Annotated in this window: 14 protein-coding genes; 8 read left to right on the top strand and 6 right to left on the bottom strand. The window is 65.6% G+C overall.

The features are described from left to right. Positions 1-10 precede the first annotated feature (10 nt). The 4 genes from ACZ9AQ_RS04495 to ACZ9AQ_RS04480 all read right to left on the bottom strand — a co-directional run bounded on the left by ACZ9AQ_RS04495 (position 11) and on the right by ACZ9AQ_RS04480 (position 4,454). Complete coding sequence (locus tag ACZ9AQ_RS04495; protein ID WP_429202479.1) at positions 11-817, bottom strand: MlaE family ABC transporter permease; 807 nt, start codon at positions 815-817, stop codon at positions 11-13. Between the two features lie 90 nt (positions 818-907). Next, on the bottom strand, positions 908-3,148 hold the full coding sequence (locus ACZ9AQ_RS04490) for a RelA/SpoT family protein (RefSeq protein ID WP_429202481.1): 2,241 nt from the start codon (positions 3,146-3,148) through the stop codon (positions 908-910). Positions 3,149-3,162: 14 nt separating this feature from the next. Beyond that, entirely contained in the window at positions 3,163-3,513 is a 351-nt protein-coding gene (locus ACZ9AQ_RS04485; protein WP_429202483.1) for a RidA family protein, read from the bottom strand. Positions 3,514-3,575: 62 nt separating this feature from the next. Then, positions 3,576-4,454 carry an alpha/beta fold hydrolase gene (locus tag ACZ9AQ_RS04480; protein ID WP_429202485.1) on the bottom strand — a complete coding sequence of 293 codons (879 nt, stop codon included), beginning with the start codon at positions 4,452-4,454 and terminating at the stop codon, positions 3,576-3,578. A 146-nt stretch (positions 4,455-4,600) separates the two neighbouring features. Between ACZ9AQ_RS04480 and ACZ9AQ_RS04475 the strand changes: the two genes are divergently transcribed. The 8 genes from ACZ9AQ_RS04475 (at position 4,601) to ACZ9AQ_RS04440 (ending at position 10,755) form a co-directional block, all read left to right on the top strand. Then, complete coding sequence (locus ACZ9AQ_RS04475; protein WP_429202487.1) at positions 4,601-5,383, top strand: 3-hydroxybutyrate dehydrogenase; 783 nt, start codon at positions 4,601-4,603, stop codon at positions 5,381-5,383. 262 nt (positions 5,384-5,645) lie between these two features. Then, the gene (locus ACZ9AQ_RS04470; protein ID WP_429202489.1) at positions 5,646-6,947 is read left to right on the top strand and encodes a dicarboxylate/amino acid:cation symporter; all 1,302 of its coding nucleotides are present in this window, start codon (positions 5,646-5,648) and stop codon (positions 6,945-6,947) included. Positions 6,948-7,183: 236 nt separating this feature from the next. After that, positions 7,184-7,687, top strand: a complete 504-nt coding sequence (locus ACZ9AQ_RS04465; protein ID WP_429202491.1) for a GAF domain-containing protein — start codon at positions 7,184-7,186, stop codon at positions 7,685-7,687. Then, the gene (locus tag ACZ9AQ_RS04460) at positions 7,680-8,111 is read left to right on the top strand and encodes a response regulator (RefSeq protein ID WP_429202493.1); all 432 of its coding nucleotides are present in this window, start codon (positions 7,680-7,682) and stop codon (positions 8,109-8,111) included. Before ACZ9AQ_RS04465 ends, ACZ9AQ_RS04460 begins: the two co-directional genes overlap by 8 nt. A 113-nt stretch (positions 8,112-8,224) precedes the next feature. Continuing rightward, positions 8,225-8,611, top strand: coding sequence for a BlaI/MecI/CopY family transcriptional regulator (locus tag ACZ9AQ_RS04455; protein WP_429202495.1), 387 nt, complete (start codon positions 8,225-8,227; stop codon positions 8,609-8,611). Then, the gene (locus ACZ9AQ_RS04450) at positions 8,608-9,870 is read left to right on the top strand and encodes a TonB family protein (RefSeq protein ID WP_429202496.1); all 1,263 of its coding nucleotides are present in this window, start codon (positions 8,608-8,610) and stop codon (positions 9,868-9,870) included. Before ACZ9AQ_RS04455 ends, ACZ9AQ_RS04450 begins: the two co-directional genes overlap by 4 nt. 91 nt (positions 9,871-9,961) lie before the next feature. Then, a complete protein-coding gene (locus tag ACZ9AQ_RS04445; RefSeq protein WP_429202498.1) occupies positions 9,962-10,378 on the top strand; it encodes an energy transducer TonB in 417 nt (138 codons plus the stop codon). After that, positions 10,375-10,755 (top strand): energy transducer TonB, encoded by a 381-nt coding sequence (locus tag ACZ9AQ_RS04440; protein WP_429202500.1) that lies wholly within the window; start codon positions 10,375-10,377, stop codon positions 10,753-10,755. The genes ACZ9AQ_RS04445 and ACZ9AQ_RS04440 overlap by 4 nt, the downstream gene beginning before the upstream one ends. 74 nt (positions 10,756-10,829) lie before the next feature. On the opposite strand, the gene ACZ9AQ_RS04435 is transcribed toward ACZ9AQ_RS04440, so the two are convergent. Next, complete coding sequence (locus ACZ9AQ_RS04435; RefSeq protein ID WP_429202502.1) at positions 10,830-11,480, bottom strand: 3-oxoacid CoA-transferase subunit B; 651 nt, start codon at positions 11,478-11,480, stop codon at positions 10,830-10,832. A gap of 24 nt (positions 11,481-11,504) precedes the next feature. Beyond that, on the bottom strand, positions 11,505-12,200 hold the full coding sequence (locus tag ACZ9AQ_RS04430; RefSeq protein WP_429202504.1) for a CoA transferase subunit A: 696 nt from the start codon (positions 12,198-12,200) through the stop codon (positions 11,505-11,507). Between the last annotated feature and the right edge of the window lie 131 nt (positions 12,201-12,331).

The following is a 12,331-nucleotide window of genomic DNA, read 5'->3' as shown; positions in this document are numbered from 1 at the left end:
GTTCCAGGATTCAGATGTATTTCAGGGCCAGGGAGCTGGCCTCGATCACGATCAGCACGAACAGCAGGCGCAGCGCGCCGGGCTGCACGCTGGTGGCCAATGCACGCGGATAGCGCTGCAATTCGAGCACGGCGGCGGTCGGGATCAGGGCCACCGCCAGGCCGAACAACACCGTCTTGATCACGAAGCCGGCCGTCACCACCGGCGTGAACACGCGGCCCACGGTGCGGGTGTAGTCGGGAATGCCCCAGGGCGACAGGCCATACACGTTCAGATAGGCCAGCAGCAGTACGGTGATCGACGTGACCATCGCCAGCGACAGCACCGCCACCGCGTTGGCGATCAGTTGCGGCACCAGGTCGCGCCGCACGCGGTGCAGCGCCTCGATGCTGGCGGCGCGGATCGACAGCCCTGAGCGCGCCAGGCCCAGGGCCGCGGCGTCGAACGCCATGCTGGCGCGCAGCGCCACGAACAGCGCCGCCGCCAGCGGAATCAGCTCCAGCACCAGCACCCGCACCACCATCTCGAGCGCGATGCCGGACAGGCCGTAGCTCTTGGCCGTGACCAGCACGATGCGGATGATGACGAGGCTGACCAGGCAGGAGGCCAGCGTGAACCAGGGCAGCACCAGCCAGGTGCTGGCGTGGATGTGGCGCGCGGTGGCGTGAAAGCTCGCGCGGCGCCAGGTGGACGGCGAGAGGGCCGTGACGACGGCGACCGCGCCCAGGTGGATCATGTACCACCAGCTGCGCAGGTAGCGCGCCAGGTAGGCGGGCCACAGGGTCGGTTGGGCGATGGGCGGGATCGTTCGCGGCATGGACTGAATGATACTCGGTTGCAGGCGATTGAACGGGTCCGTGACAATTGATGACGTTCGCACGGACCGCGGGGCGGCGTGGCCGGCGCCCTACTGCCTCCTCGCCTCCATCACTCCCGACACCTCCATGATCGCCGCCAGCGCCTTTTGCGCCTGCGCCGTCGACCCGATCTCCGCCGTGAACACCATGCGCGCCTGGCCCCTGGCGCTCTGGGTATTGACGCCGATCACATTGATCTTCTCGCGCGAGAACACCTCGGAGATGTCGCGCAACAGGCCTTGCCGGTCTTGCGCCAGGATGAACAGGTCGACCGGATAAACGGTCTCCATGCCGGCCGTGCCCCACTCCACCTGGATCACGCGCTCGGGCGACTTGGCCTGCATCTCGGCGAAGTTCTTGCAGCTGAGGCGGTGGATCGAGACGCCCTTGCCGCGCGTGACGAAGCCGACGATCGGGTCCGGCGGCGCCGGTTTGCAGCACTTGGCCAGCATCGTCATCAGGCCTTCGGTGCCCACCACCAGCACGCCCGACTTGGCGCCCTGCTCGACGCTCGATGCGCGGCTCTTGTTGACCACCGCCGCGTCTTCGACCGGCGCCGGCTCGACGCTCTCGTGCAGCGCCGCTTCGACGTGACGCAGGCTGAACTTGTCCTTGCCGACCTCGATGAACAATTCGTCCACCTTGGCGAAACCGAGTTTCTGGGCCAGCAGCTCGAGGTTGACCGCGGTCTTGCCCTCGCGCTGCAGCGATTTCTCGACCAGCGCCCGGCCATTTGCCAGCGTTTCGGCCACGTCCAGCGCATGGAACCAGGCGCGGATCTTGGAGCGGGTGCGGCTCGAGACCGTGTACTCGGGACTGAGCCAGTCGCGCGACGGGCCCTGGCTGCCGGCCCCGCCCTTGGCGGTGATGATCTCGCAGGTCTGGCCGTTCTTGAGCGGGGTATTGAGCGGCACCATCACGCCGTCGATCTTGGCGCCGCGGCAGCGGTGCCCGACCTCGCTGTGCAGGTGATAGGCGAAGTCGATCGGCGTGGCGCCGACCGGCAGCTCCAGCACGCGCGCCTGCGGCGTGAGCACGAAGATGCGGTCGTCGAGGCTGGCCGCCTTGAGTTTCTCGACCCATTCCTTCTGCTGGTTTTCCTGGCCGGCCACGGCGTCGGCGACGTCGGTCTTCCAGGCCAGCAGCTGGCGCAGCCAGGCGATCTTCTCGTCGTACTGCTGGCTCTTGAAGTTGGACCCGCCCTCTTCCTTGTAGCGCCAGTGGGCCGCGATGCCGTACTCGGCGAAATTGTGCATCTCTTGCGTGCGGATCTGCACCTCCAGCGGACGGCCGTCGTCGGCCGTCACCACCGTGTGCAGCGAGCGGTAGCCGTTCGGCTTGGGGCGCGAGATGTAGTCGTCGAACTCCTTAGGCACCGGAGTCCAGATATTGTGGATCACGCCCAGCACCGTGTAGCAGGTCTTGATGTCGGCCACGATCACGCGGAAGGCGCGCACGTCGTAGAGCTCCGAGAAATCGAGCTCCTTGCCGCGCATCTTGCTCCAGATGCTGTAGATGTGCTTCGGCCGCCCCGAGACATCGGCCCGGATGCCGGCCGCGGCCAGCTCGCTTTGCAGGCGCGCGATCGACGAGGCCACGAAGCTTTCGCGCGACATGCGCTTTTCTTCGAGCATCTTGGCGATGCGCTTGTAGGTATCCGGTTCGATGAAGCGGAAGGCCAGGTCTTCGAGCTCCCATTTCAGTTGCCAGATGCCGAGCCGGTTGGCCAGCGGCGCATAGAAGTCCAGCACCTCGCGGCCATAGGCGCGCGTGACTTCGTCGAAACGCTTGTGCTCGGCGAAGTAGCGCAAGGTGGCGGCGCACGAGGCCAGGCGCATCAGGACCACGCGCATGTCGGTGGCCATCGCCAGCAGCATCTTGCGCAGGGTCTCGTTCTGGGCCGCGGCCTGCTGGGCCGCGTTCTTGCCGCTGCCCACCGGCGCCTGGCCGGCGGTCAGGTCGCGCAGGCGGATCAGCTGGTGCACGCCCTGCACCAGCGCCGCCACTTCGGGGCCGAAGCGCTCCTCGATGCGCCCGAAGGTGGCAGGGTCCATCAGCGCCAGCTCGAACAAGAGGCCCGCGATGCGGGTCTCGGCGTCGGTGTTCAGGTAGGCCAGGGTGCCGGCCGCGCCGAGCGAGAACTCGAACGCGCCCTGGCCCGAGGAAGCGATCCGCTCGCCATAGCCTGCGGCCGCGTAATCGAGCGCCGCCTGCACGCGCGCGCAGTCCGCCTGGCCCAGTCCCTGGACCAGGCCGCTGTTTACGTCGCCCAGCAGGGCGGTCGATACCATACGACGGTTCTGCCTTAGCGAACGGCGGCGGTGACGCACACCTCGACCAGGCAGGCCGGATTGGCGAGCCTGGCTTCGACGGTCGCGCGCGGCGGGGTATGGCCCTGCGCCACCCACTCGTCCCAGACGCTGTTCATGCCGGGGAAGTTATCCATGCTGGAGATGAAGATCTGGCAGGTCAGGATGCAGGTCTTGTCGCTGCCGGCGTCGCCCAGCAGGCGGTCGACGTGGCCCAGCACCTCGCGCATCTGGCCCTCGATGCCCTGGCTGGTGTCTTCGGCGATCTGGCCGGCCAGGTAGACGGTGTCGTTGTAGATCGCTACTTCGGACAGGCGTTTGCCTACGTGCAGTCGTTTGATTTCCATGATCTCTTTCTTTAGGTTTATGACGAACCGCTTCGGTTCGGGTTGACAATGTTGTTGCTTGTTCAGTCGATTAAGAAGGCGCGCGCGATCGCGATCTGGTCGTCGTGCACGAAGGTCGGCGCATGGCCCACCCCGGGCAGTTCGACCAGGCGCGGACGCGGTCCGCGCTGCGTCATCTGCTGCGCGGTCGCGCGCGACAGCAGGTCGGAATGCTCGCCGCGCACCAGCAGGGTCGGGCAGCGAATCTTGTCCCAGGCCGCCCACAGCGCGGCCTCGTCCTGGGCGGCGCGTTCCAGGGTGATCTCCCGGAACGGCTGCGCCAGGTTCAAGTCGTAGTGGCGCTCCCACTGGCCGTCCTGCCCCTGGCGCAGGACGTCGGCCGCCAGCTTGCGCCACTCGTCGTCGGAGTGCGGGCCGAAGGATGCCGAGACCGTCTTCACGAACTCGGCCCCGGCGGCGAAGCTCGGGAAGCGCACGTCCTGGCCGATGTAGTCGCCGATGCGCCGCAAGGCGGCGCCATCGAGCACCGGGCCGATATCGTTGAGCACGAACTTGCGCACCGGGCTGCCCTCGAGCGCGGCCAGCGCCATGCCGACCAGGCCGCCCATCGAAGTGCCGAACCAGGCCACGTCCTCGTTGTCGGCGCCGGCCGTCACGCGCGCGATCAGGGTCACCATGTCGGCCACGTACTGCGGCACCGTGTAATAGGCCGGATCGCGCAGCCGCTCCGAGCGCCCGCGCCCCACGATGTCCGGGCAGACCACGCGATAGTCGTCGCACAGGGCGCGCGCCAGATGGTCGAAATCGTCGCCGACGCGGGTCACGCCATGCACGCAGACCAGCACCTTCGGATTGTCCGCGTCGCCCCATTCCTTGTAGGCGACGCGGTGCAGCCCGGCGGGCGAGCTGCACTGGACGCTTTTTAATCTGGGTTCAGACATCGGGACTCCGTCATGAAAAAATAGGCAGCCGCCGGTTGGCGGCGGCTGTGCAATTCGCCATCAGAATGGCGTTGCGATTAGAATTCTACCAATTCTCAGGAAGTTTCCCCGATCACCTTCATATAGAGGACGCAATGAAATCCAGCATGCTAAGTGGCAAAACGGCTCTCGTCACCGGTTCGACCTCGGGCATCGGCCTCGGGATCGCGCGCTCGCTGGCCGAACAGGGCGCCAACATCGTGTTCAACGGCTTCGGCGACGCCCAGCAGATCGAGAAGCTGTACACCGACATCGGCGCCGAATTCGGGGTGCAGACGGCCTACCACAACGCCGACATGTCCAAGCCAGCGGAGATCGAGGCCATGATGCGCTACGCCGTCGAGAAATTCGGCGGGGTCGACGTCCTGGTCAACAATGCCGGCATCCAGCACGTGGCGCCGGTCGAGGAATTCCCGACCGAGAAATGGGACGCCATCATCGCCATCAACCTCAGCTCGGCCTTCCACACCACCCGCCTGGTCCTGCCCGGCATGAAGCAGAAAAACTGGGGCCGCATCATCAACCTGGCGTCGGTGCACGGCCTGGTGGGATCGAGCCAGAAATCGGCCTACGTCGCCGCCAAGCACGGCCTGGTTGGCCTGACCAAGGTGACGGCGCTCGAGACGGCGCAGACCGGCGTGACCGCGAATGCGATCTGCCCCGGCTTCGTGCTGACCCCCCTGGTGCAGAAACAGGTCGACGATCGCGCCGCGCGCGACGGCCTGGACAACGACGCCGCGCGCAAGGCCTTGCTGCTTGAAAAACAACCGTCGGGTGAATTCGTCACCCCGGAAGAACTGGGCGCGCTGGCCGTGTTCTTCTGCAGTCCGGCCGCCGACCAGGTGCGTGGCGTGGCGTGGAACATGGATGGCGGCTGGGCCGCCCAGTAACATCGGGGCGAAACGGCGGTGCCGGCCGGGCGCCGCCTCGGCCCCGCGCTGTCACGGCTGCTGCGCCAGACCCTGCCGCCAGACCCTGCCGTCCGCCAGCCAGATGGCGGACCGGCCACCCTCCTCCCTCCCCGTTCGCACCGCTGCGGTGCGTGAGCCTGCATGCCGCCCTGGTGCAGTGCAGCATGCGGATTTCCACAATAGCCCGCTGAGAACGATTGCTCCACCATGGAACAACCACGAACCTCGCTGAAGAGTTGCCATGAAGAAGCCTTTCTATAAAGTACTGTATGTCCAGGTGCTGATCGCCATCGTCCTTGGCGTGTTGCTGGGGGTGTTCTACCCCGAACTGGGCACCGCGATGAAGCCACTGGGAGACGGCTTCATCAAGCTGATCAAGATGATCATCGCCCCCGTGATCTTCTGTACCGTCGTCGCCGGCATCGCCGGGATGCAGGACATGAAGAAGATCGGCCGCGTCGGCGGCAAGGCGCTGATCTATTTCGAGGTCGTGTCGACCTTCGCCCTGGCCATTGGCCTCGTGGTCGCCAACCTGGTCAAGCCGGGCGCCGGCTTCAACGTCGATCCGGCCCACCTCGATTCGAGCTCGATCGCGCAGTACACCACCAATGCGCATGCCCAGACCACGACCGAGTTCATCATGCACATCATCCCGAATACCTTCGTGGATGCTTTCGCAACCGGTAACATCTTGCAAGTCCTGCTGATCGCGATCCTGTTCGGCTTCGCGCTGTCGATGATGGGCGAACGCGGCCGTCCAGTCACCAAGTTCATCGACGACATCGCCCACGTGATCTTTGGCATCGTCAACATCGTCATGAAAGTCGCCCCGATCGGCGCCTTCGGCGCGATGGCCTTCACCATCGGCAAATATGGCCTGGAGTCGCTGCTGCCGCTGGCCAAGCTGATGGGTTCGTTCTACCTGACCTGCGCGCTGTTCGTGTTCGTCGTACTGGGCGCCATCGCCAAGTTCACCGGCTTCTCGATCTTCAAGTTCATCAAGTACATCAAGGAAGAACTGCTGATCGTGCTGGGCACCTCGTCGTCGGAAAGCGCCCTGCCGAACCTGATGCGCAAGCTCGAAAAGCTGGGCTGCTCCAAGCCGGTGGTCGGCCTGGTGGTCCCGACCGGGTACTCGTTCAACCTGGACGGCACCAATATCTACATGACGATGGCGGCGCTGTTCGTGGCGCAGGCAACCAATACCGAACTGACCCTGACCCAGGAACTGACCATCCTGCTGGTGGCGATGCTGACCTCGAAAGGCGCATCGGGCATCACCGGCGCCGGCTTCATCACGCTGGCCGCGACCCTGGCCGTGGTGCCGACCATTCCGGTGGCGGGCATGGCCCTGATTCTCGGCATCGACCGCTTCATGAGCGAAGCGCGCGCCCTGACCAACTTCATTGGCAACGGCGTCGCGACGGTCGTGGTGTCGAAGTGGGAGAAAGAACTGGATTCGGCGCGCATGGACGACGTATTGAGCGGCCGCGTCCATGTCGAAGACCAGAACAGCCTGAAGCAAGTGCGCGAAGCGGCGTAATCCCGCGCGCTGCCCGCCCCAAAAAAAACCGTGTCCTCGGACACGGTTTTTTTTATCCCTTCTTTTTATCCCTTCTTTTTATCCCTTCTTTTTATCCCTTCTTTTTATCCCTTCTTTTTTATCTCTCGTTTTTATCGCGCCTTTTTTATCCCACCCTTTTATTTCCCCATTTTATGGCCGCAACGGGTCTGCTATATTGCGGCTTTCCCGAATGACGACCGCCCTGGTCCGCCACGATGCACATCGCCGCCCAACCCGATGACGAAGCCGCGCGCCTGGCCGCGCTGTACGAACTCCTGATCCTCGACACCCCGCCCGAGGAACGTTTCGACAAGATCGCGCAATTCGCCGCCGCCGAGTTCGACATGCCGATCGTGCTGGTCACGCTGGTCGACGCCAATCGCCAGTGGTTCAAGGCGCGCGTGGGCATGCCGGTGTGCGAGACCGGCCGCGACGTGTCGTTCTGTGCGCACGCCATCCTGCGCGACGAGATCATGGTGGTCGACGACGCGCTGCAAGACCCGCGCTTCGCCGACAACCCGCTGGTGACGGGCGCGCCGCACATCCGCTTCTATGCCGGCGCGCCGCTGGCGCTGCCGTCCGGCCTGCGCCTGGGCACCCTGTGCCTGATCGACCGCCGACCGCGCACGCTCGATGCGATGGAACTGGCCATCCTGGGCACCTTGCGCGACCTGGCGGTGATGGAACTGGCGCACCCGGAGGAGCGCGCGGATGACTGAATCCATGCACATCCTGCTGGTGGAACCGGAGCCGATGCTGCGCCGCACGGTGGCGATGACGGCGCGCAGTCTTGCGCTGAGCCAGGTGCATGAAGCCGCGAGCATCGAGGCCGCGCGCCGCATGCTGCACGCACGCGCCTTCCACGGCGCGGTGATCGCGGTCGACTGCATCGGTCGCGGCGGCGAACGGCGCTACGACCTGAGCCTGGTCGACGAACTGCGCGCCGCCGGCGCGGCGAACGCGGTGATCCCGGTCGCGATCATGGCCGAACAGGCCACCGCCGAACTGCTGCACGAGCTGCGCAACCGCAAGATCAGCCGGGTCATCCTGAAACCCTTCCGCGCCAAGGTGCTGCTGGAAACGATCGAGCAGTTCGGCGCCGCCGGCAAACCGCGGCCCGGCCTGCCCCAGCGCCCGGCCTGAGCCCTCCCGGCATTCACTTTATTCACCCCGCATCCTGACACACGCGGATAGTTGTAGACACCTCGATCTAGACAGGATAATCTAGATTCATCCTGAACAGACGAGGTCATGTCATGCCGCGCTCCCCCGACGCTCCCAAGCCCACGCCCGCCGAACTCGACCTGCTGCAGGTGCTCTGGCCGCTCGGCGCGGCCACCGCCAAGCAGGTGCACGAAGCGATGCTCCCGCAACGCCCCGACGTCACCTATGCCACGGTCTTGCGCCTGATGCAGGTCATGCACGGCAAGGGCCTGCTCAGCCGCGACGAGAGCGAACGTTCCCACGTGTATGCGCCCGTGCACGAGCGCGACGCCCTGCAGACCAATCTGCTGCAAGACCTGATGCAGCGCGCCTTCGCGGGCTCGGCCAAGGCGCTGGTGCTGGCCGCGCTCAAAAGCGGCATCTCGAAGAAGGAGCGCGACGAGATCGAGCGCTTGCTGAAGGACGGAGACGAGCGATGAACGGCGCGCATCTTGTCGCCAGCATCGGCTGGACCCTGATCCACTTTCTCTGGCAGGGCGCACTGATCGGCTGTGCGGTGGCCCTTGCCCTGTTCGCGATGCGCAAGGCGCGCGCCGAACACCGTTACACCGTGGCCTGTACCGGACTGTTCCTGTGCCTGGCGCTGCCGGCGGCGGGCCTCGTCCTGCGCTTGCAGGCGGCCGGCGCCAATCAGGCCGGCGCCCTCTTCGGCGCCGCGGCGGTGCGCCCGGCCATGGAGGATGGCCTGTTCTGGGACGCCCTGCTGCGCGAACACATTGCCCTGATCGTGGCCTGCTGGGCCGCCTGCGCCCTGGCGTTGGCGCTGCGCATGGCGCTCGGCCTGGCGTGGATCCGGCGCGCCGCGTCGGGCGAGCGCGGCGATGCCGCCTGGCAGGCCCGCCTCGATCGGCTGGCGGCGCAATGCGGCGTCACGCGGCCGGTGCGCCTGCGCCTGGTCGATGGCTTATCGAGCCCGGTGACCGCCGGCTGGTGGCGACCGGTGGTGCTGGTGCCCGCGTCCCTGGTCACCGGCATGCCGGCCCACCTCCTCGAGGCGCTGCTGGCGCACGAGCTGGCGCATATCCGGCGTCATGACTACCTGGTCAACCTGGCCCAGAACGTGGTCGAGACGCTGCTCTTCTATCACCCGGCGGTGTGGTGGATCTCGGGGCGCATCCGCACCGAGCGCGAACACATCGCCGACGATATCGCGGCAAGGCAACTGGGCGAACCGCGGCGCCTGGCCCTTGCCCTTTCCGAACTGGACAAGCTCCAGTTCTCCACCCACCACCTGGCCCAAGCGGCCAACGGAGGAAACCTGATGAAACGTATCACACGATTGGTTCGTCCCGACACCCAAGCCCCGAGCTGGAAGGCAGCCGTCCCGGTCATCGGCCTGGCCATGCTGAGCGCCGCCGTCTTCGCCAACGCCCAGCCGGCGCAGGCAACGGCGCAGCAGGTGGACCAGCAGGCGCTGGCCGACTTCCATTCCTGCGCCAAGCCCGAGTATCCGGAGGCCGACCATAAGGCCCGTCACGAAGGCACCGTCGAGCTGGGCTTCCTGGTTGGCCTGGACGGCAAGGTCAAGGAAAACAAGGTGCAGAAGTCGAGCGGCCATGCCGGGCTCGACGAAGCGGCGCGGTCCGCCCTGGTCAAGTGCAGCTTCAAGCCGGCGCTGGCCAACGGCAAGCCGGTCCAGGCCTGGACTAAGGTATCCTATATATGGCAGTTGAAATAACAGCATGAACGCTCCACCGGGGACGCCCGGTGGAGCGAAGAACACAGCCGCTCCTCGCCATTCGACCGGTGCGGCCAATGAAGGAGAAGGAATGTCACACAACAAACCGCTGTCCTGCACCCTCACCCACGCTCACTGGAAAGCCGCCGTGCCGGCGCTCGGACTGGCCCTGCTCGCCGGCTGCACCCAGACGCCGCCGGTCAATCCCTTTACCGCGCTGCCGGACAGTGTCACCACCGAGCCGGTCGTGAACTTCAAGTCGTGCCGCCAGCCGGAGTACCCCCCGCAGGCGCTGGCCGCCAGGGCGGAAGGCACGGTCACGCTCGCCTTCCTGGTCAGGGCCGACGGCACGGTGCGCGAAGCGGTGGTGCAGAAGACCAGCGGCAACGAATTGCTGGACGAGACGGCACGCGCTGCGCTTGCCAAATGCAGGTTCCAGCCGGGTACGGTGAACGGCGCGCCGAAGGAGCAGTGGACTGCGGTGAAATACGCCTGGGCGCCGCAATGACGCCGCCCGCGATGCGCATCCTGGCGGCTGCCGGCATGGCCGCGACGCTCCTCGCCGGCTGCGCGCAGTCGCCCGCACGCCAGGCCGCCGCGCCGGCCGACGCGGCGCAGGCGGCCGCGAATCCCGGCTCCTGCAGCAGGCCGGTCTATCCGGCACAGGCGGCGGCCAACAAGATCGAGGGAACCACGACCCTTGGCATGCTGATCGGGCCGGATGGCAAGGTCATCCAGTCGCGGCTATATGCCTCGAGCGGTGACGCCTCGCTCGACGAAGCAGCGCGAAGCGCCCTCTCGGCCTGTACATTCAAGCCAGCAATGCGCCAAGGGAAGCCGGTCCTTGCCTGGACCTCGGTGCAATACGTCTGGACGATGGATTAAGAGCCTATCCCGGTAGGCTGCAATGACAAAGGGCGCTGGTTTGCAGCGCCCTTTGTCGTTTTACACCGCGCCGATTACAGCGCCGACATATGCAGTTCGCAGCCGGTGGCGGCCACGATCTCGTCACGCCCCACGCCCGGCGCCAGTTCGACCACCTTCAGGCCGGTATCGGTCACGTCGATCACGCCCAGGTCGGTGATGATGCGGTCGACCACGCCCACGCCCGTCAGCGGCAGATCGCATTTTTTCAGGATCTTGTGGCTGGTGCTGCCATCCTTGGCGGTGGCGACGTGCTCCATCACGACCACCACGCGCTTGACGCCGGCCACCAGGTCCATCGCGCCGCCCATGCCCTTCACCATCTTGCCCGGGATCATCCAGTTGGCCAGGTCGCCGTGTTCCGACACCTGCATCGCGCCCAGGATCGCCAGGTTGATCTTGCCGCCGCGAATCATGCCGAAGGAATCGGCCGAGCTGAAGTACGCCGAGCCCGGCAGCGCCGTCACGGTCTGCTTGCCGGCGTTGATCAGGTCGGCGTCGACTTCTTGTTCGGTGGGGAATGGGCCGATGCCCAGCAGGCCGTTCTCGGACTGCAGGAAGACTTCGATATCCTTCGGTACATAGTTGGCGACCAGGGTCGGCAAGCCGATGCCCAGGTTCACATAGAAGCCGTCCTGCAGCTCCCGGGCCGCGCGCGCGGCCATTTCATCACGAGTCCATGCCATGTTCTTGTCTCCGAATGTGTGGGATCAGGCGCGTATGGTGCGCTGTTCGATGCGTTTCTCGGGCGTCGGATTGTGGACGATGCGGTGCACGAAGATGCTGGCCAGGTGCACCTGGTCCGGATCGATCTCGCCGATCTCGACCAGTTTCTCGACTTCCACGATGCATACCTTGCCGGCCATGGCCACGTTCGGATTAAAGTTGCGCGCGGTCTTGCGGAACACCAGATTGCCGGCGCGGTCGGCCATATGGGCCTTGACCAGGGACACGTCGGGCGTCAGGGCGTGTTCCATCACGTAATGCTCGCCGTTGAATTCGCGGGTTTCCTTGCCCTCGGCGACGATGGTGCCGTAGCCGGTCTTGGTGAAGAAGGCCGGGATGCCAGCGCCGCCGGCGCGCAGTTTCTCGGCCAGGGTGCCCTGCGGGGTGAACTCAAGCTCGAGTTCGCCGGCCAGGAACTGGCGCGCGAATTCCTTGTTTTCGCCCACGTAGGACGAGATCATCTTCTTGATCTGGCGCGTTTCCAAGAGCTGGCCGAGGCCGAAACCGTCCACGCCGGCGTTGTTGGAAATGGCGGTGAGGTTCTTGACGCCCGAATCGCGCAGCGCCGCGATGAGGGCTTCCGGAATGCCGCACAGGCCGAAGCCGCCCACAGCGATGGTCTGGCCGTCTTGCACGATGCCGGCCAGGGCGGCGCGCGCGTCTGGATAAACTTTATTCATACCCGTCCCTTTTATAGGTTAAGCCAAAGCTCTTCTGTACAACTGAGTAGAGTCTCAGCATAGAATACGTGACAACGAAGCACAATACCGTAGAACTACGGCCGCGTCCGTAGCCCGCCTTCACACATACC

The sequence above is a fragment of the Massilia sp. UYP34 genome (assembly GCF_056279385.1).
Note: the sequence above shows the minus strand (reverse complement) of the source record. Positions and strands in the feature narration are given on the sequence as shown.

Coding starts and splice junctions, on each gene's coding strand:
- ACZ9AQ_RS04460 (WP_429202493.1), top strand. CDS start 7,680: ATGACTGAATCCATGCACATCCTGCTGGTGGAACCGGAGCCGATGCTG.
- ACZ9AQ_RS04490 (WP_429202481.1), bottom strand. CDS start 3,148: ATGGTATCGACCGCCCTGCTGGGCGACGTAAACAGCGGCCTGGTCCAG.
- ACZ9AQ_RS04435 (WP_429202502.1), bottom strand. CDS start 11,480: ATGGCATGGACTCGTGATGAAATGGCCGCGCGCGCGGCCCGGGAGCTG.
- ACZ9AQ_RS04430 (WP_429202504.1), bottom strand. CDS start 12,200: ATGAATAAAGTTTATCCAGACGCGCGCGCCGCCCTGGCCGGCATCGTG.
- ACZ9AQ_RS04450 (WP_429202496.1), top strand. CDS start 8,608: ATGAACGGCGCGCATCTTGTCGCCAGCATCGGCTGGACCCTGATCCAC.
- ACZ9AQ_RS04475 (WP_429202487.1), top strand. CDS start 4,601: ATGCTAAGTGGCAAAACGGCTCTCGTCACCGGTTCGACCTCGGGCATC.
- ACZ9AQ_RS04485 (WP_429202483.1), bottom strand. CDS start 3,513: ATGGAAATCAAACGACTGCACGTAGGCAAACGCCTGTCCGAAGTAGCG.
- ACZ9AQ_RS04455 (WP_429202495.1), top strand. CDS start 8,225: ATGCCGCGCTCCCCCGACGCTCCCAAGCCCACGCCCGCCGAACTCGAC.
- ACZ9AQ_RS04440 (WP_429202500.1), top strand. CDS start 10,375: ATGACGCCGCCCGCGATGCGCATCCTGGCGGCTGCCGGCATGGCCGCG.
- ACZ9AQ_RS04495 (WP_429202479.1), bottom strand. CDS start 817: ATGCCGCGAACGATCCCGCCCATCGCCCAACCGACCCTGTGGCCCGCC.
- ACZ9AQ_RS04445 (WP_429202498.1), top strand. CDS start 9,962: ATGTCACACAACAAACCGCTGTCCTGCACCCTCACCCACGCTCACTGG.
- ACZ9AQ_RS04465 (WP_429202491.1), top strand. CDS start 7,184: ATGCACATCGCCGCCCAACCCGATGACGAAGCCGCGCGCCTGGCCGCG.
- ACZ9AQ_RS04480 (WP_429202485.1), bottom strand. CDS start 4,454: ATGTCTGAACCCAGATTAAAAAGCGTCCAGTGCAGCTCGCCCGCCGGG.
- ACZ9AQ_RS04470 (WP_429202489.1), top strand. CDS start 5,646: ATGAAGAAGCCTTTCTATAAAGTACTGTATGTCCAGGTGCTGATCGCC.